Annotated in this window: 18 protein-coding genes; 12 read left to right on the forward strand and 6 right to left on the reverse strand. The window is 66.3% G+C overall.

Features of this window, described 5'->3' with window-relative positions; genetic code table 11:
• Nucleotides 1–58: 58 nt before the first annotated feature.
• From puuE to L0976_RS06790, 3 genes are read left to right on the forward strand one after another with little or no spacing between them, the layout of a single operon-like run.
• Nucleotides 59–991 (forward strand): allantoinase PuuE, encoded by a 933-nt coding sequence (puuE, locus tag L0976_RS06780; RefSeq protein ID WP_234186622.1) that lies wholly within the window; start codon nucleotides 59–61, stop codon nucleotides 989–991.
• Complete coding sequence (gene uraD / locus L0976_RS06785; RefSeq protein ID WP_234186623.1) at nucleotides 988–1,485, forward strand: 2-oxo-4-hydroxy-4-carboxy-5-ureidoimidazoline decarboxylase; 498 nt, start codon at nucleotides 988–990, stop codon at nucleotides 1,483–1,485. The genes puuE and uraD overlap by 4 nt, the downstream gene beginning before the upstream one ends.
• Nucleotides 1,486–1,536: 51 nt before the next feature.
• Nucleotides 1,537–2,031, forward strand: coding sequence for an ureidoglycolate lyase (locus L0976_RS06790; protein ID WP_234186624.1), 495 nt, complete (start codon nucleotides 1,537–1,539; stop codon nucleotides 2,029–2,031).
• A 205-nt stretch (nucleotides 2,032–2,236) separates the two neighbouring features.
• Here L0976_RS06790 and guaD read toward each other — a convergent pair whose 3' ends face one another.
• The 3 genes from guaD to L0976_RS06805 form a co-directional block, all read right to left on the reverse strand.
• A complete protein-coding gene (gene guaD / locus L0976_RS06795; RefSeq protein ID WP_234186625.1) occupies nucleotides 2,237–3,544 on the reverse strand; it encodes a guanine deaminase in 1,308 nt (435 codons plus the stop codon).
• Between the two features lie 162 nt (nucleotides 3,545–3,706).
• Nucleotides 3,707–4,894, reverse strand: coding sequence for an MFS transporter (locus L0976_RS06800; RefSeq protein ID WP_234186626.1), 1,188 nt, complete (start codon nucleotides 4,892–4,894; stop codon nucleotides 3,707–3,709).
• Between the two features lie 176 nt (nucleotides 4,895–5,070).
• Entirely contained in the window at nucleotides 5,071–5,985 is a 915-nt protein-coding gene (locus L0976_RS06805; protein ID WP_234186627.1) for a LysR substrate-binding domain-containing protein, read from the reverse strand.
• Nucleotides 5,986–6,064: 79 nt separating this feature from the next.
• On the opposite strand from L0976_RS06805, the gene L0976_RS06810 reads away from it, so the two are divergent.
• Nucleotides 6,065–6,250, forward strand: coding sequence for a hypothetical protein (locus L0976_RS06810; RefSeq protein ID WP_234186628.1), 186 nt, complete (start codon nucleotides 6,065–6,067; stop codon nucleotides 6,248–6,250).
• Here the strand turns inward: L0976_RS06810 and xdhC are convergent.
• On the reverse strand, nucleotides 6,247–7,068 hold the full coding sequence (xdhC, locus tag L0976_RS06815; protein ID WP_234186629.1) for a xanthine dehydrogenase accessory protein XdhC: 822 nt from the start codon (nucleotides 7,066–7,068) through the stop codon (nucleotides 6,247–6,249). The genes L0976_RS06810 and xdhC overlap by 4 nt on opposite strands.
• 39 nt (nucleotides 7,069–7,107) lie before the next feature.
• Nucleotides 7,108–7,881 carry a 3-hydroxybutyrate dehydrogenase gene (locus tag L0976_RS06820; protein WP_234186630.1) on the reverse strand — a complete coding sequence of 258 codons (774 nt, stop codon included), beginning with the start codon at nucleotides 7,879–7,881 and terminating at the stop codon, nucleotides 7,108–7,110.
• Nucleotides 7,882–8,073: 192 nt separating this feature from the next.
• Here L0976_RS06820 and glpK point away from each other — a divergent pair, with 192 nt between their 5' ends.
• From glpK to sbmA, 8 genes are all read left to right on the forward strand, one after another.
• On the forward strand, nucleotides 8,074–9,564 hold the full coding sequence (glpK, locus tag L0976_RS06825; protein WP_234186631.1) for a glycerol kinase GlpK: 1,491 nt from the start codon (nucleotides 8,074–8,076) through the stop codon (nucleotides 9,562–9,564).
• A 51-nt stretch (nucleotides 9,565–9,615) separates the two neighbouring features.
• Nucleotides 9,616–10,020, forward strand: coding sequence for a YkgJ family cysteine cluster protein (locus tag L0976_RS06830; protein ID WP_234186632.1), 405 nt, complete (start codon nucleotides 9,616–9,618; stop codon nucleotides 10,018–10,020).
• 94 nt (nucleotides 10,021–10,114) lie between these two features.
• On the forward strand, nucleotides 10,115–10,489 hold the full coding sequence (locus tag L0976_RS06835) for a YciI family protein (protein WP_234186633.1): 375 nt from the start codon (nucleotides 10,115–10,117) through the stop codon (nucleotides 10,487–10,489).
• The gene (locus L0976_RS06840) at nucleotides 10,486–11,751 is read left to right on the forward strand and encodes an RNA polymerase sigma factor (RefSeq protein ID WP_234186634.1); all 1,266 of its coding nucleotides are present in this window, start codon (nucleotides 10,486–10,488) and stop codon (nucleotides 11,749–11,751) included. Before L0976_RS06835 ends, L0976_RS06840 begins: the two co-directional genes overlap by 4 nt.
• 81 nt (nucleotides 11,752–11,832) lie before the next feature.
• Nucleotides 11,833–12,894, forward strand: coding sequence for an LLM class flavin-dependent oxidoreductase (locus L0976_RS06845; protein WP_234186635.1), 1,062 nt, complete (start codon nucleotides 11,833–11,835; stop codon nucleotides 12,892–12,894).
• A 46-nt stretch (nucleotides 12,895–12,940) separates the two neighbouring features.
• Complete coding sequence (map, locus tag L0976_RS06850) at nucleotides 12,941–13,693, forward strand: type I methionyl aminopeptidase (RefSeq protein ID WP_234186636.1); 753 nt, start codon at nucleotides 12,941–12,943, stop codon at nucleotides 13,691–13,693.
• 76 nt (nucleotides 13,694–13,769) lie between these two features.
• The gene (locus tag L0976_RS06855) at nucleotides 13,770–14,960 is read left to right on the forward strand and encodes a YbfB/YjiJ family MFS transporter (protein WP_234186637.1); all 1,191 of its coding nucleotides are present in this window, start codon (nucleotides 13,770–13,772) and stop codon (nucleotides 14,958–14,960) included.
• A gap of 103 nt (nucleotides 14,961–15,063) precedes the next feature.
• The gene (gene sbmA / locus L0976_RS06860; RefSeq protein ID WP_203319610.1) at nucleotides 15,064–16,341 is read left to right on the forward strand and encodes a peptide antibiotic transporter SbmA; all 1,278 of its coding nucleotides are present in this window, start codon (nucleotides 15,064–15,066) and stop codon (nucleotides 16,339–16,341) included.
• A gap of 3 nt (nucleotides 16,342–16,344) precedes the next feature.
• Here the strand turns inward: sbmA and L0976_RS06865 are convergent, their stop codons facing one another.
• Nucleotides 16,345–17,358: a polysaccharide deacetylase gene (locus L0976_RS06865; RefSeq protein ID WP_255695797.1), complete on the reverse strand. Its 1,014-nt coding sequence runs from the start codon at nucleotides 17,356–17,358 to the stop codon at nucleotides 16,345–16,347.
• Nucleotides 17,359–17,445: the final 87 nt, after the last annotated feature.

Consider the following 17,445-nt stretch of genomic DNA (forward strand, 5'->3'; position numbering starts at 1 on the left):
GATTCAATTCGACTTCCGGCCATCCGGTGCTAGGGTGGCCCATTCCCGAGGTGAGCGAATGACTGAGAAAACCTATGCGCGCGACCTGATCGGCTACGGCCGCAACCCGCCGCAGGTGCGCTGGCCGGGCGATGCGAATATCGCCGTGCAGTTCGTCGTGAATTACGAGGAGGGCGGCGAAAGCTGCATCCTCGACGGCGACGCGGCGTCGGAATGCCTGTTGTCGGAAATCGTCGGCGCGCAGCCCTGGCAAGGCCAGCGCAACCTCAACATGGAATCGATCTACGAATACGGCTCGCGCGCCGGCTTCTGGCGGCTGCACCGGCTCTTCACCAGCCGCAACGTCACCACGACCGTCTACGGCGTGACGCTCGCCATGGCGCGCAACCCGGAAGCCGTCGCGGCCATGAAGGAAGCCGGCTGGGAGATCGCCAGCCACGGCTATCGCTGGCTGGAATACAAGGACTTCTCCGAGGAGCAGGAGCGCGAGCACATCCGCGAGGCCGTGCGCCTGCACAAGGAACTGACCGGCTCGCATCCGCTCGGCATGTACCAGGGCAAGCCGTCGTCCAACACGCTGCGGCTCGTGATGGAGGAGGGCGGCTTCGTCTATTCCTCCGATTCCTACGCCGACGACCTGCCCTACTGGGTGCCGGGCGTCGACGGCGAGCCCTTCCTCATCATTCCCTACACGCTCGAAACGAACGACATGCGTTTCGCCACGCCGCAGGGCTTCAATGCCGGCGACCAGTTCTTCAACTACCTGAAGGACGCCTTCGACGTGCTCTACCAGGAGGGCAAGGAAGGCAGCCCGAAGATGCTGAACATCGGCCTGCACTGCCGCCTCGTCGGCCGCCCGGGCCGCGTCGCGGCGCTCGCCCGCTTCGTCGACTACGTGCTCGGCCACGAGAAGGTCTGGATCCCGCGCCGCATCGACATCGCCCGCCACTGGATCGAGCATCACCACCCCTCGAAGGACAAGACCGCATGATCGACCGCGCCGACTTCCTCGACCGCTTCGGTGGCGTCTTCGAGCATTCCCCCTTCATCGCCGAGAGCGCGCTCGATGCCGGTGCGGTCACCCTGCCGTTGACCGCGCAGGGCGTCCATGCGGCGTTGACCGATGCCTTCCGCAAGGCGAGCCGCGACGAACAGATGGGCGTTCTCACCGCGCATCCCGATCTTGCCGGCAAGCTCGCCATTTCCGGCGAACTGACGGAGGACAGCCGCAAGGAACAGGCCGGCGCCGGCCTCGACCGGCTGAGCCCGGCCGAGCACGCCCGCTTCACGGAGCTCAACACCGCCTATACGGAAAAATTCGGTTTCCCCTTCATCATCGCGGTGAAAGGGCTTACCAAGGACGACATCCTCGCCGCCTTCGAGGCCCGCATCGGCAACACCGCCGAGAAGGAATTCCAGACGGCGAAAGCCCAGGTGGAGCGCATCGCGCTCCTGAGATTGACTGCTCTGCTCCCCGGAGATTGAAAATGCCCGACGACCCACGACCGCCCTTCCTCTCCCCGGGAGGGCTGTCCGATGGCTGAGACACTGACGATCCGCCCGCTGACTCCTGAAGCCTTCGCCCCGTTCGGCACGGTGATCGAGGCCGATCCCGCCGCCATGCGCCATATCAACGGCGGCAACACCGAGCGCTACCATGCGCTCGCCGAGGCCGAAGCCGTCGGCGAGGATGCGAAGGTCATCATCAACATCTTCCGCGGCAGCCCGCGAAGCTTCCCCTATGCCGTCGACATGATGGAGCGCCACCCCTTCGGCAGCCAGAGCTTCTCGCCGATCGACGACCGGCCCTGGCTGGTGATCGTGGCGGAGGACGAGGGCGGCAGGCCGGGCCGGCCGCAGGTGTTCCGCGCCGGCGGGCGGCAGGGCGTGAACTACCGCCGCAACGTCTGGCACCACCCGCTGATGACGGTCGGCGCCACCAGCGACTTCATCGTCGTCGACCGCCTCGGCGGCGGTGTGAACCTTGAGGAATACTTCTTCGACACGCCGTTCATCGTCGAGCGGCCCTGACGTGCTTGAGGACGGTCGCTTTGCGACTGATCCCCCGACTGTCGAAATAGCGTGAAAGCCTCTCTTTCGTCATGCTCGGGCTTGTCCCGAGCATCTGCAACGTCTCGATCTTACAATGCATCGGCAGATCCTCGGCACGAGGCCGAGGATGACGGCAGTGGTGAGGCGAGCTTGTCCGTAAGCTGGGGAGCGGCCGCTCCTTATCTCAAAGCATCGCCTTCATCGGCCTGCCGGCCACATAGGTCTCGCGCACGGCGCGGTCGTCGCCGAGGGTCTGGAGCAGGAAGAGCTCGTCGGTGAGCGAGCGCACCACTTCCATCTTCAGCGCCATGGCCGGCGTCGCGGCGGCGTCGAGCACCACGAAATCGGCGTCGGTGCCGGCCTCCAGCGTGCCGATGCGGTCCGCCAGCGAGAGCGCTTCGGCATTGCCGAGGGTCATGTGGTAGAAGCTCTCGTAGGGGTTCAGCCGCTCGCCGAGCAATTGCTGGATCTTGTAGGCCTCGTCCATCGTCTTCAGCATGGAATAGCTCGTGCCGCCGCCGACATCGGTGGCGACGCCGATGCGCACGGGCTTTTCCCGCCGCGACAGGCTCTTCAGCGGGAAGAGGCCGGAGCCGAGGAAGAGGTTGGAGGTCGGGCAATGCACCGCCACCGCGCCCGCCTCGCTCATCGCATCCGCCTCGCGCTCGGAAAGATGGATGCAGTGGCCGAAGAGGCTTTTCGGCCCGAGCAGGCCGTATTTCGCATAGACATCCGTATAGTCGATGGCGTCCGGGTAGAGCTCGCCGGTGAAGCGGATCTCGTCGTGATTCTCCGAAAGATGGGTCTGGATGTGCAGGTCCGGGAACTCGCGGGCGAGCGCGGCGGTCATTTCCATCTGCGCCGGCGTCGAGGTGATGGCGAAGCGCGGGGTGATGGCGACGTGGTTGCGGCCCTTGCCGTGCCATTCGGCGATCACCGCGCGGGTCTCGTCATAGCCCATTTGCGGCGTGTCGAGCAGGCCCTGCGGGGCGTTGCGGTCCATCATCACCTTGCCGCCGATCATGCGCATGCCGCGCTTCAGCGCCTCGGCGAAATAGGCGTCGGCCGAGGCCTTGTGCACGGAACAGTAGGCGACCGCCGTCGTCGTGCCGTGGCGGATCATCTCGTCGTAGAAATGGCGGGCGATGCGGGCGGCGTGCTCGCTCTCGACGAAGCGGCATTCCTCGGGGAAGGTGTAGGTGTTCAGCCATTCCAGGAGGTTGGCGGCATAGGAGCCGATCACCTGCATCTGCGGGAAATGCAGGTGCGTGTCTATGAGCCCCGGCAGGATGAGATGGGGGCGGTGGTCGATCTCCTCGGCATCCCCGGCGGCTTCGGCGCTGACGGCGGCATAGGGGCCGGAGGCGAGGATCCTGCCGTCGGCGACCAGCAGGCCGCCGTCCTCCTCGTAGCGGTAGCTTGCGGCGTCGTCGATGGCTTCAGGGCGGCGGAGGAAGGAGAGCAGGCGTCCGCGGATCAGGGTCTGGGTCATGGCGGTCGGCGTCCTTCTGCGGCTGGTTCGAACGGGATGGTGAGGGCGTGTGTCATCTGTTTCCATATTGTGCAAGCTTTGCGGGCGAAGAAAGGGCGGGTGCCGGTTTTCCGCCCGCGCGAAGGCTGTCCGCGCGGGCGATCTTCACGCATCCGTGGATTGCTATGCGGCGGCCGCGAGGCTTTTGCGCCTGAGCGACAGCGCGATCACGAAGCCCGCCGCCGCCGCGATGCCGCCGATGAGGAAGACGCTGTCATAGCCGGCATGGTCGGCGAGCAGCCCAGCAAAGGGGCCGGTGAGGCCATAGGCGGCGTCCTGGAAGGCCGAGAAGCCGCCGAGCGCCGTGCCGCGCAGATGCGGCGGCACGCGATGCACGACCTCCCGCCCGAGCGAGGGAAAGATCATCGAGCAGCCGATGCCGGTGAGGAACGCGCCGACGAGGGCGAGCGTGGGATCGTTCGCGCTCCAGATGAGCATCTGGCCGGCGGCCTCGACGGCGAGCGAGCCGATCGCCACCGGCAGGCCGCCGATGCGGTCCGGCAGGTGGCCGAAGAAGATGCGCATCAGCACGAAGCCGCTGCCGAAGGCCGTGAGGCCGAGGCCGGCATGGCTCCAGTGCTGGTCGCGGAAATAGAGGGCGAAGAACGCGCCGATGGCGGCAAAGCCGATGCCCTGCAGGCAGATGATCGTGCCGTGCAGCCAGATGCGGTTGATCACGTTGCGGAACGAGGGCCTTTCCTGTTCGGGATGGGGCGCGACGGCCGGGATGCGCCAGATGGCCAGCAGGCCGAGCGCCGGCAGGAGGGCGCTGATCGTCATCGCCCCGGCAAAGCCGACCGACTGGAGCAGCGCAAGGCCGAGCGGCCCGCCGATGGCGAGCGCGCCGTACATGGCCGCGCCGACCATCGCCAGCACGCGGCCCGAATTGGCAGGGCCGACGATGCCGACGCCCCAGGCGATGACGCCGACGGCGACGAGGCTTTCGCCGAGGCCGAGAAGCAGGCGGCCGGCGAGGAGAATGGCGAAGGCGGCCAGGGGCTGGCCGGGCAAGAGGCCGGCGGCGAGCGAAGCCAGCGCGCCCGCGATGTAGAAGACAAGGCCCCGCGCGACGGCGGTCTTGGCGCCGCGGCCGTCGGCAAGCCGGCCGGCATGGGCGCGCGTCAGGATCGTGGACAGGAAGGCGCTGCCGACGCCGAGCCCGGCCCAGACATTGCCGAGGCCAAGCGAGCCCGTGACGAAGACGGGAACGATGGGCAGCGAGATCGCGACGCAGAGATAGGAGACGAGCAGGATGGCCGTCAGCAACAGAAGCCGGCCCGGCGGGGCCGCGCGCATGAATTGGGGAGCCATGGTTTCCTCCAGGCTTTCCCTCGTCCGACGGCGCATGAAAAACGCACTCCGACCGGCGAGGGTCGTTGTGCGTTGCTTGACGTCAGACGCTTACGGCCAGAACACTGGCGTAAAAACGCAATAGATTTTCCCGCACGGCAAGTCAACGGCTTGCGGCAGCGAAGGCGGCCGGTGGCTCATGCCTCCTGCGGCATGATCGCGAGGATCCAGTCGCGGAAGGCCCTGATCTTCGGGATGTTGCGGCGGTTTTCCGGGTAGGCGAGCCAATAGTCCCGCCCGTCGTTGCAGGTCAGTGCGAAGGGCTGGAAGAGCTGGCCGGCGGCGACCTCCATGCGGAAATGGCCGGGATTGAGGACGGCGACGCCCTGGCCGGCCATGGCGATCTGCGCGTCGATGGTCTGCGTGCCGAGCTCGTTGGGCGGGAAGCGTTCGAGATCGGGATTGTCGACGCCGGCGGCGGAAAACCAGGTGCGCCACCAGATGTCGCGCGCGCTGATGATCGGCAGCTTCAGGAGGTCGGCCGGCTCCTTCACGCCGCCGATGGTCTCGGCGAGTGCCGGGCTCAGCATGGGGGTGAAGTTCATGCGCATGACGCGGTGACTGGCAAGGCCGGGCCAGTCGCCCTTGCCCCAGCGGATCGCGACGTCCGCCTCCTCCTTGGCGAAATCGATCACGTCCTGCGAGGTGGTGAGGCGGACGGCGATGTTCGGGTGCCTGAGCTGGAAATCGCCGACGGTGCGGCTCAGCCATTGCAGGGCGAAGGTGGGCGTGGAGTGGATGCAGAGCTTCTGCTCCGTCGCGCCGCGCAGGTCCGCGACGGCCTCGGCGAGCTTGCCGAGCCCCTCGGCCACCTTCGGCGCGAGGCGTTCCCCCGCCTCGCTGAGGATGACCTGCCGGGGCTGGCGCAGGAACAGCGGCTCGCCGAGCGTCTCCTCCAGCAGCTTGATCTGGTAGCTGACGGCCGTCTGCGTCATGCCCAGCTCGTCGCCGGCGCGGGTGAAGCTCGCATGCCGGGCCGCCGCGTCGAAGACGCGCAGCGCATTGAGCGGGAAGTTGCGGGACATCTTCAAGGCAAAGTTCTCTTCATGCATGCAGACGAAGCTTCGATTGGAATTCCATCATCTTTCGGCGCACCCTGCAAGCAATGGATGGAATTCACGAGGTTTTCCCATGACATGCATCGCCGACCCGGCACGGGCGGGCGCCCTGCTATTCCGCAAGCCCGGCCTCTGGCATAAGCTCTCCATCGCCTTGCGCCCGGGTGCGAGGAAGCGTCGTCCGCGGCTCGATCCGCGGGAACTGTCCGATCACATCAAGCGCGATCTCGGTTTTCTCGACGGGCGCAGCGGCCGCTAAACCGTCTCGCCCCGCCATGCGGCGAAGGCGAGCAGCACCTCGGCCGCCGTCATCGCGGCGATGACCTCCGGGCGCTTGTCGTCGACCGCCGTTCCGCCGATGGGCAGGACGAGCCGGTCGGCCATGGCGCGGTCGACGCCTTCCTCCTCCAGATAGTGGAGGAAGCTGCCGCGCTTCGATTTCGAGCCGACCATGCCGATATAGGCAAGGTCCGTGCGGGCCAGCGCCTCGCGGCCGATCAGGAAATCGAGCGCGTGGTCATGGGTGACGATGACCACCGCCGAGCCCGGCGGGATATCGGCGACGAGCGATTCCGGCATGGCGTCCAGCCGGTGGTGCACCTCGGAGGTGAGTTGGTCGAGTTCGCTCTCACGCGCCTCGACGACGAAGACCTTGAGCGGCAGGAGCGTCAGCGCCTCGGCGAGCGCCCGGCCGACATGACCGGCGCCGAACACCCAGACCTGTGGCTTTCGCCGTTCCTCTTCCTTCAGCCTTGCATCGAGGGCCTTGCGGGCCGCCTCGTCGGCGACGGTGAAGGTCAGCTCGACGCGGCCGCCGCAACACTGGCCGATATCCGGGCCGAGGGGAATGTCGAGGCTCGCCTCGCCGCCGGCGCCCGCCAGGAGCTTGCGGGCATTCTCGATTGCCACATATTCGAGCTGGCCGCCGCCGATCGTGCCGTGGATCTCGGTCGGTGCGACCAGCATGAAGGTGCCCTTGTCGCGCGGGGCGGAGCCTTTCGTTGCACTGACCTCGACGATGACGACACGGTGCTCGCGGGCGAGAAAGCCCTCGAGGCTGTCCTGTAGAAAGTTCATTTCGTCCTTCTTGCGCGCCCCGCCATCGGGGGCGCCTTCTTATTGGGCGGTCCAGCCGCCGTCGACGGATATATGGGTGCCGTTGATCGACTTTGCCGCATCCGAGGCGAGGAACAGTGCGATGGCCGCCACCTCATCGGTGCCGACGAATTCCTTGGTCGGCTGGAATTTCAGCATGACGTCGGTCTTCACCTCGGCCTCACTGATGCCGCGGGCCTTGGCCGTATCGGGGATCTGCTTTTCGACGAGCGGCGTCAGCACGTAGCCGGGGCAGATGGCGTTGGCGGTGATGCCGTTCTCGGCGACTTCCAGCGCGACGGTCTTTGTGAGGCCCATGACGCCGTGCTTGGCCGCGACATAGGCGGCCTTGAAGGGCGAGGCGACGAGGCCGTGCGCGGAGGCGACGTTGACGATGCGGCCCCAGCCCTTGCGCTTCATGTGCGGCACGGCGCAGCGGATGGTGTGGAAGGAGCTGGAGAGGTTGATCGCGATGATCTGGTCCCATTTCTCGACCGGAAAATCCTCGATCTTCTCGACATGCTGGATGCCGGCATTGTTGACGAGGATGTCGACGCCGTCGAACTCCTCCACCGCCGTCTCGATGAGGTCTGCGATCTCGTGCGGCCTGGTCATGTCGGCGGGATGGTAGATGACGCGGCCCTTGCCGAGCCCGTCGAGCTTTGCCCGGATGGCCTCGATCTCGTCCGCCGCGCCGAAGCCGTTGATGACGACATTGGCGCCGGTTTCGGCAAAGGCGGTGGCGATGGCAAGGCCGATGCCGCTGGTGGAGCCGGTGACGACGACGCTCTTCATGACTATCTCCCGATATGCTGCGTTGCGGCAGCCTACGCCTAAAACTCAAGCGATGACAATTGCGTTTTCCGCGCGGTACAGTCCCGCTGGAGGCAAAGCGCGACTTGCGTTTTATTTTCCTTTGACATTCGTTTTTGTATCGTATTGAAGATTCCGAAGGGCCTGGGAGCGGCCCTTCACCGGGAGGGAAGCATGGGCGGATATGTTCTCGCGATCGATCAGGGCACGACATCGAGCCGGGCGATCGTCTTCGACGGCAACCAGAAGGTCGTCGGGTCCGGCCAGAAGGAATTCACGCAGATCTTTCCGCAATCCGGCTGGGTCGAGCACGATCCCGAGGAAATCTGGGAAAGCGTCGTCTGGTCGGTGAAGGCCGCGCTGAAGAAGGCCGGCGTCAAGGCGTCCGACATCGCCGCCATCGGCATCACCAACCAGCGCGAGACGGTCGTCGTCTGGGAACGCGAGAGCGGCAGGCCTATCCACAACGCCATCGTCTGGCAGGACCGCCGCACCGCCTCCTATTGCGAGAAGCTGAAGAAGCAGGACCTCGAAAAGACCTTCACGAAGAAGACGGGCCTGCTGCTCGATCCCTATTTCTCCGGCACCAAGCTCTCCTGGATGCTCTCCAACGTGAAGGGCGCGCGGGCGCGGGGCGCGAAAGGCGATCTCTGCTTCGGCACCATCGACACGTTCCTCATCTGGCGGCTGACGGGCGGCCGGTCCCATGTCACCGACGCCACCAATGCCAGCCGCACGCTGATGTACAACATCGCGGCGAACGAATGGGACGACGAACTGCTGGAGATCCTGCGTGTGCCGAAGGCCATGCTGCCGGAGGTGCTGGACTGCGCGGCCGATTTCGGAGTGACGGAGAAGGGCCTGTTCGGCGCGGAAATCCCGATCCTCGGCGTTGCCGGCGACCAGCAGGCGGCGACCATCGGCCAGGCCTGCTTCGAGCCGGGCATGATGAAATCCACCTACGGCACCGGCTGCTTCGCGCTGCTCAATACCGGCCCGGACATGGTGCGCTCGAAGAACCGCCTGCTCACCACCATCGCCTACCGGCTCGACGGCGAGACGACCTATGCGCTGGAGGGCTCGATCTTCATCGCGGGTGCCGCCGTGCAATGGCTGCGCGACGGGCTGAAGGTCATCAAGGCCGCGCCCGACACCGGCGATCTTGCCGCCAAGGCCGACCCGACGCAGAACGTCTATCTCGTGCCAGCCTTCACCGGCCTCGGCGCGCCGCACTGGGACCCCGAGGCGCGCGCGGCGATCTACGGCATGACGCGCAACACGGGACCGGCGGAATTCGCCCGCGCGGCGCTGGAGGCCGTCTGCTACCAGACGCGCGACCTGCTCGACGCCATGCACAAGGACTGGAAGGCGAACGGCAAGGAAACGGTGCTGCGTGTCGACGGCGGCATGGTCGCCTCCGACTGGACCATGCAGCGCCTTTCCGACATCCTCGACGCCCCCGTCGACCGACCGACCATCCTCGAAACGACCGCCCTCGGCGCGGCATGGCTCGCCGGCCAGCGCGCCGGCGTCTGGCCGGACCGCAAGGGCTTCGCCAAGTCCTGGGCGCGCGACACGCGCTTCACGCCCAAGATGGACGAGAAGACGCGCGCGGTGAAGATCAGGGGCTGGAAGGACGCGGTGCGGCGGACGCTGAGCGCGTAATTCCCATAATCGGCGCTTCTAGGCTTGGCGGCCGGATGCTATGCACCGGCCATGCAACCATCCCCGACCATCGCCGCGGGCCGATCCTGCGGGACCTGCACGCTCTGCTGCCGGCTGCCCGACATCGATCTCCTCGACAAGCCGGCGAATGCCTGGTGCCGGCACTGCGTCGCGGGCGAAGGGTGCTCGATCTATGCGGATCGGCCATCGGTCTGCCGGGATTTCCTCTGTTTGTGGATGACCGACGAAGGGCTCGCGGAAGCGTGGGAGCCGTCGCGCTCGCACATGATGATATACCGGCAGGGGCCGCAGGTTACGGTGCTGGTCGATCCCGACCACCCCGATATTTGGCGGCGCGAGCCGTACCATTCGCAATTGCTGGACTGGGCGCGTGAAGCGGAAGCGACGGGCGGCTACGTCATCGTGTTCCGGCAGGACGACGTGTTCAAGATCTGAGCGGGCGGCACTTCCTGCCGAAAATCAAAAATATTCCGGTGCGCCCTGTCGGCTGAGGCGTTACTCCTGCGTCTATCAACCACGGGAGTTCACCATGCTGTATGCCGTTCTTTGTTACGATGCCGAAAGCGAAGTCTGCGCCTGGTCGAAGGAGCTGGACGAGAAGGTCATGGCCGATCTCGGCGCGGTCAACCAGCGTTATGCCGAGGCCGGCAAGCTCGGGCCCGTCGCGCGGCTGATGCCGACGACGGCGGCCGTCACCGTGCGCAAGGGCCCGACGGACAATATCGTCATGGACGGTCCCTTCGCCGAGACCAAGGAGCAGTTCCTCGGCTTCTTCGTGCTTCAGGCTGAAACGCTGGAGGAGGCGATCCAGTTCGCCCGCGAGCTTTCCGCCGCCAATCCGGCGAACGGGACCTATGAGATCCGGCCGTTGCAGTTCTTCAATCCGGGAGTGCCCATAACATGACGGACCTTGCCTGGATCGACCTGGCGCTCACCTCGGCGCGGCCGCAGGCCATGGGGGCGCTGCTGCGCTACTTCCGTGACCTCGACATGGCGCAGGAGGCCTTTCAGGAGGCCTGCCTTCGCGCGCTGAGGACATGGCCCGACAAGGGCCCGCCGCGCGATCCGGCAGCATGGCTCATCTTCGTCGGCCGCAACAGCGGCATCGACCAGGTGCGGAAGCGCGCGAAAACCCGGCCGCTGCCGCCCGAGGAGGTGCTGTCCGACCTTGAGGACACCGAGAGCGACCTGGCCGACCGGCTGGACGGCGCGCATTACCGCGACGACATCCTGCGCCTGCTCTTCGTCTGCTGCCATCCGGACCTGCCGGCGACGCAGCAGATCGCGCTGGCGCTGCGCATCGTCTCCGGGCTTTCGGTCAGGCAGATCGCTCGGGCCTTCCTCGTCTCCGAAGCGGCGATGGAGCAGCGCATCACCCGCGCCAAGGCCAAGGTCGGCGCGGCCGGCATTCCCTTCGAGACGCCGGATGCGTTGGCGCGGGCCGAACGGCTCGGCCTCGTCGCGGCGATGATCTATCTCGTCTTCAACGAGGGTTATTCGGCCGGCGTGCCGGAAAAGGCGGATACGCCCTTCTGCACGGAGGCGATCCGGCTCGCCCGGCTGCTGCTCAAGCTCTTTCCGGCGGAGCCGGAGATCATGGGGCTGACGGCGCTGCTGCTCATCCAGCATTCCCGGCTCGCCGCCCGCTTCGACGGGGACGGGCAGATCGTGCTGCTGGAGGATCAGGATCGTTCGCTCTGGGATCGCGCGCTCATCGACGAGGCGCTTGTGCTGATCGACAAGGCGCTGCGCCACCGCGCGCCCGGTCCCTTCCAGATACAGGCGGCGATTGCCGCGCTGCATGCCCGCGCCGCGACGGCGGCGGAGACGGACTGGGTGGAGATCGACCTTCTCTATCAGACGCTGGAGCGCCTCCAGCCCTCGCCGGTGGTGCGGCTCAACCGGGCCGTCGCGGTCTCCAAGCGCGAAGGGCCGGAGGCGGCGCTGGCGCTGATCGAGCCGCTGGCGGAAAAGCTCGACGGCTATTTCTATTTCCATGGCCTGCGCGGCGGCCTCCTCAAGCAGCTTGGCCGCTATGCGGAGGCGCATCAGGCCTTCGACCGCGCCATCGCGCTCGCCACCACCTCGGCCGAGGCGGCCCATATCCGCCAGCACCTCGACAGCATGCAGCGCGAGGCCGCCGGCGCGGTGTTTCCGGCCTCGTGAACACACTGTTTCCCCGGCGCCTCTTCCAACCTCCGCCCGCGCGCCATATCTGAGGGAAAATCCTCTCATATGGAACATCCCATGGAACTTGGCCTCTATACCTTCGCCGATGTCGATCCCAATGCCGCCGACAAGGGGCGGGAAGGGGAGCGGCGGCTGAAGAACCTGCTGGAAGAGATCGAGCTTGCCGATCAGGTGGGGCTCGATGTCTTCGGGCTCGGCGAGCATCACCGGCCGGATTATGCGGCCTCGGCGCCGGCCGTCATCCTGGCCGCGGCGGCGGCGCGCACGAAGACCATCCGTCTTTCGAGCGCGGTGACGGTGCTGTCGTCGGACGATCCGGTGCGCGTGTTCCAGCAGTTCTCGACGGTCGATCTCCTGTCCGGCGGCCGGGCGGAGATCATGGCGGGGCGCGGCTCCTTCATCGAATCCTTCCCGCTCTTCGGCTATGCGCTCGACGACTACGACCAGCTCTTCGAGGAAAAGCTCGACCTGCTGCTCGCCCTCAACGAAAGTGAAAAGGTCTCGTGGAACGGCGTCATGCGCGCGCCGCTTTCGGGCATCGGCGTCTATCCGCGGCCCCTCCATGGCCGGCTGCCTGTCTGGATCGCCGTCGGCGGCACGCCGCAGTCGGTGGCGCGGGCAGGGGCCTATGGCCTGCCGCTGGCGCTCGCCATCATCGGCGGCACGCCGGCGCGCTATGCGCCGCTCTTCGATCTCTACCGCGAGGCCGCGCGGCGGGCGGGACAGGACGAGGCGAAGCTGAAGACCAGCATCAACGTGCACGGCTTCATCGCCGATACGACGGCGGAAGCGGCCGACACCTTCTACGGGCCGCAGGCCGAGGTGATGAACCGCATCGGCCGCGAGCGCGGCTGGGGGCCGACGAGCCGGGCGCAGTTCGACCAGTCGACCGGGCCGGACGGCCATCTCTTCCTCGGCGATCCGGAGACGGTCGCGAAGAAGATCGTCGCCCACCACAAGATCTTCCGCAACGACCGCTTCCTGCTCCAGATGGCCATCGGCATGATGCCACACGACCGCATCCTGCGCGGGATCGAGCTTTACGGCACGAAGGTCGCGCCGCTGGTGCGCGAGATGCTGGCGGACGAGCCCAGGGCGGAAATGGCCCCTTCCGCCTGACAGCGCGGCGCGGACGTGCTAGGACGCCCCGCGAAAGAGAGATGCGATGACCCTTGGAAACGATGAAGACCTGAGCGGCCTGAAGGCGATCGGCCGGATCTGCGCGAACGTGCTGCAGCACATGTCGACCGCCGTCCGGCCCGGCATGACGACGGCCGAGCTCGACCTGATCGGCCGGCGCATGCTGGAGGCGGCGGGCGCCCGCTCGGCGCCGGAAAGCTGCTACAATTTTCCGGGTGCGACCTGCATTTCCATCAACGAAGAGGTGGCGCATGGCATTCCGGGCGAGCGGGTGATCAAGGAAGGGGACCTCGTCAATATCGACGTTTCCGCCGAGCTCGAAGGCTATTTCGCCGATACGGGCGCATCCTTCACGGTCGGCCGGTCGGTGCCGGCGGTGGAGCGGCTCTGCCGTGACGGCAAGCGGGCGCTCTGGGTCGGCCTCAAGGAAGTCAAGGCCGGCAAGCCGCTGGCCGAAGTCGGCAACGCCATCGGCGCCTTCGCGCGCAAGAACCGCTATACGCTGATCGCCAACCTCGCCAGCCACGGCGTCGGCCGTTCGCTGCACGAGGAGCCGACGGAAATCGCCACCTGGCCGGACCCGCAGGAAAAGCGCCGCATGACGGAAGGCCTCGTCTTCACTGTCGAGCCGTTCCTCTCGCTCGGGGCGAACTGGGCCGAAGGCGGCGACAAGGATGAATGGACGCTCTACAGCGAGCCGAGCGCGCCGACGGTGCAGTTCGAGCACACGGTCGTCGCCACGCGCAACGGCCCGCTGGTGGTGACGCTGCCGGGCTGAAAGCCTTCACCGGCGCTGATCCGTCGATCAATAAATGTCGTTTGCCGCGGCCATGTTGCAGTGCAATGGTCCCGCCATGATGCACCGCACAGCCGCTTCTTCGCGCGAGATCCTGCGCGCCGCCATTGCCGGCGCGCTCGCCATGGCGGTGGCCATGGGGCTCGGCCGCTTCTTCTACACGCCCGTCCTGCCCGGCATGATGGCGGGCCTCGGCCTCAATGCCGCCGATGCCGGCATCATCGCGGCGGCGAATTTCGCCGGTTATCTCCTCGGCGCGGTGCTGGCCGCCTATGGCTGGGCGGCCGGCCACGAGCGGCGCCTTGCGGTCGGCGCGATCGCCGCGACCGTGCTGCTGCTCCTCGCCATGGGGCTTCTTTCCGGTGTCGGGGCGCTTTCGCTGGTCCGCTTCGCGGCCGGCCTTGCCAGTGCCTTCGGCCTTATCTTCACCTCGGGCATCGTGCTGTCCATCGGCCTTGCGCATCGCGATCCGCGCGTGCAGATGGCGCATTTCTCCGGGGTCGGCGGCGGCATCGCGGTTTCGGCGGTGCTGGTCTACCTCCTTTCGCTGGCGCCCGTCTGCGCCATCCCGGCATGGCGGGTGGACTGGATCGCCGGCGCGCTTCTGGGCGCGGGCGGGCTTGCCGCCGTCGCATGGCTTCTGCCGCGACCGACGGGCAGCGCCAGGGCCGTGCGCGAGCGGCCTATCGCCTGGACGCGGCCGCTGGTGGCCCTGATGCTGAGCTATGGCCTCTTCGGCATCGGCTACGTGGTCACCGCCACCTTCCTCGTCGCCATCGCCCGGGAAGGCGCCGGGAGCCCGCTGCTCGAATGCCTCACCTGGTTCGTCACCGGGGTCGCTGCAGCGGTCTCGCTGCTTCTCTGGAAACCCCTGGAGCGGCGCCACGGCGTCGCTGCCGCCTATCTCCTTGCGATCCTCGTGGAAATGGCGGGCGTCGTGGCGACGGTGACGCTGCCCTTTCCCTCGTCGGCGCTCATCGGCGGGGCGCTGCTGGGGCTGACCTTCGTCGTCATCACGGCCTATGGCCTGCAGCTTGGGCGCGTGCTCGCCAGCGAAAGCCCGCGCCGCGCCCTGGCGCTGATGACGGCGGCCTTCGGCATCGGGCAGATCCTCGGGCCGCTCGGTGCCGGCTTCCTCGCCGCGCACACGGGCAGCTATGTCCTGCCGAGCCTTGCCGCGGCCGGCATCCTCCTGCTTGCCGCGGCCATCACCGCACTCGGCGGGGTGCTTTCCATTAAATCTCGGTAATGCCTCAGGGCACCAATTGTTGTGCTGCGCAAACTCCTTTAGGTTCTGCGCATCTTCGGTGCGCTTCGCGCTGCCCGGCCTATGAGAAACGAAAGCTATTCCTTTGTTCGTCTCCTTCTTTCCCTATCCCAGATTGTTCTTCCCTTCCGTCATCCTATGGTCGGCCCTCGCCATGGCGATCTGGTACGCCGGCGGGGAAAGTCTGGGCGCCTATATCGGGCTGCCGCCGTTGAAACCGGGCGAGGAGGCGATCATCGGGGTCTCCGTCTTCTGGTCTGCGCCCTTCCTCTGGTTCTACATCTATTATGCGGTGATGGTCGGGCTGTTCGCGGCCTTCTGGTTCACCTACAGCCCGCATAAATGGCAGTTCTGGTCCGTGCTCGGTTCGGCGCTCATCATCTTCAACACCTATTTCTCGGTGCAGGTGAGCGTTGCGATCAACGCCTGGTACGGGCCGTTCTACGACATGATCCAGCGCGGCCTCGCGCGCACCGAGCCGATCCCGACGGAAACCGAGATCTATGTCGGCATGATCGGCTTTGCGGGCATCGCCTTCGTCGCGATCACCGTCGGCACGCTGAACCTCTTCTTCGTCAGCCACTACGTCTTCCGCTGGCGCACGGCGATGAACGATTTCTACATGTCCCACTGGGACAAGCTGCGCCATATCGAGGGCGCCTCGCAGCGCGTGCAGGACGATACGATGCGTTTCTCGCGCACGGTGGAAGGTCTCGGCGTCAGCCTCGTTTCCTCGATCATGACGCTCGTCGCCTTCCTCCCGGTGCTCTTCAAGTTCTCCAGCACGGTGACGGTGCTGCCCTTCATCGGCGAGGTTCCGCATGCGCTGGTCTGGGCGGCGATCTGCTGGGCGCTGTTCGGCACGGTGTTCCTTGCCGCGGTCGGCATCAAGCTGCCGGGCCTGGAATTCCGCAACCAGCGCGTCGAGGCGGCCTACCGCAAGGAGCTGGTCTATGGCGAGGACCATGCCGACCGGGCGCAGCCGCCGACGGTGGCCGAGCTCTTCGCCAATGTGCGCAAGAACTATTTCCGCCTTTATTTCCACTATCTCTATTTCAACGTCGCCCGCATCTTCTACCTGCAGGCCGACAATCTCTTCGGCACCTTCGTTCTGGTACCCTCCATCGTCGCGGGCAAGCTGACGCTCGGCGTGATGAGCCAGATCCAGAACGTGTTCGGGCAGGTGCGCGAGTCGTTCCAGTATCTGGTCAATTCCTGGACGACGATCGTCGAGCTTTTGTCGATCTACAAGCGCCTCAAGGCCTTCGAGGCTGCGATCTACGACCAGCCGCTGCCCGATATCGACGAGCGCTACCTGCAAAAGGCGGCGGTCGAAGGCGAGCTTGCGGCCAACGAGCCGTAAGCCTCAGAGGGCGGCTCCGGCCGCCTTCTTCTCCCTGGCGAGGATGTCCAGCGCGCCGGCATAGCTGACGCAGGCGACATCCGCCTTGCCGCAGGTTTCCGTCAGGAAGCGGTCGAGCGCCCGCCAGTAGGCGCCGGCATTCATCTCCACGAAATGGAAGCCGAGCTGCAGCGGGATGCGTTCGCCGTCATATTGTTTGGCGAAGGCGTCGCGATAGGCCGTAAGGGTGCTCTCCTCGAAGGCGGCGCTCTTTTCCGGGGCTTCCTTGCCCTTGGAATGGCGGACATAGAGATTGTAGTCCATGGCGATGACGGGTCGCTGCGCCGCGCCCTCCGGGATGAGTGGCAGGCCGAAGCGGGCGATGTCGCCGCTTGCGACCGGCATGGCCGGCCCCTTGGTGACGAGGCTTGCATCATATGTGAAGCCGTTCGCCTCCAGCGCCTTGACGAGGCCGCTTCCGGCGGAAAGATAGGGCGCGCGGAACCCTTTGATGTCTTCCCTTGCGAAACGCTTCCAGTCCGCCGGCTCGCGTTCGCCGACGCCGGCATTCTGCCAGGCGTTTTCCAGCGCGTCGCGGAAGAAGGCGAATTCGGCCTTCCAGTCCCCAGCGCTCCATTTGCCGCCGTCGAAGTGGCCGCAGGCATGGCTGCCGATGTCGTGGCCTTCGAGTTTCGCCAGCCAGATCTCGCCGAGGCGCAGGATCGTCTCGTCCTTGTCCTGCGAAAAGCCCACATTGGAGCGGCCGTGCTTTTCGTGCGGCGCCTGGTACTTCGCGCGCTCGGCCTTCGGGAACAGGAAGGTGCAGGAGAGGAAATAGGTGAAATGCGCGCCGGTGCGCCTGGCCATGGCGCGGCTCTTTTCCCAGAGCTGGTTGTCGTGCGCGCCGTCGAAGGAGACGATGACGAGTTGCTTGCGCCTTGCCGGCTCCACCGCGTCGTCCTTTGCAGAGGCCGTACCTGCGGCAAGCGCCAGGGCGAGGGGGAGAAGGAGGATTCGAGGCGAAAACAACGACAACATGGCGACCCGTGACAATTTGCAAAGGGTCTCTCATCGGTTCGGAATGCGGCAATCCTTTGATCGGGCTGGAATTGTCGCCCGGTGACG

This window comes from Shinella sp. NM-101 (assembly GCF_021401195.1).
Classification (GTDB): Bacteria; Pseudomonadota; Alphaproteobacteria; order Rhizobiales; family Rhizobiaceae; genus Shinella.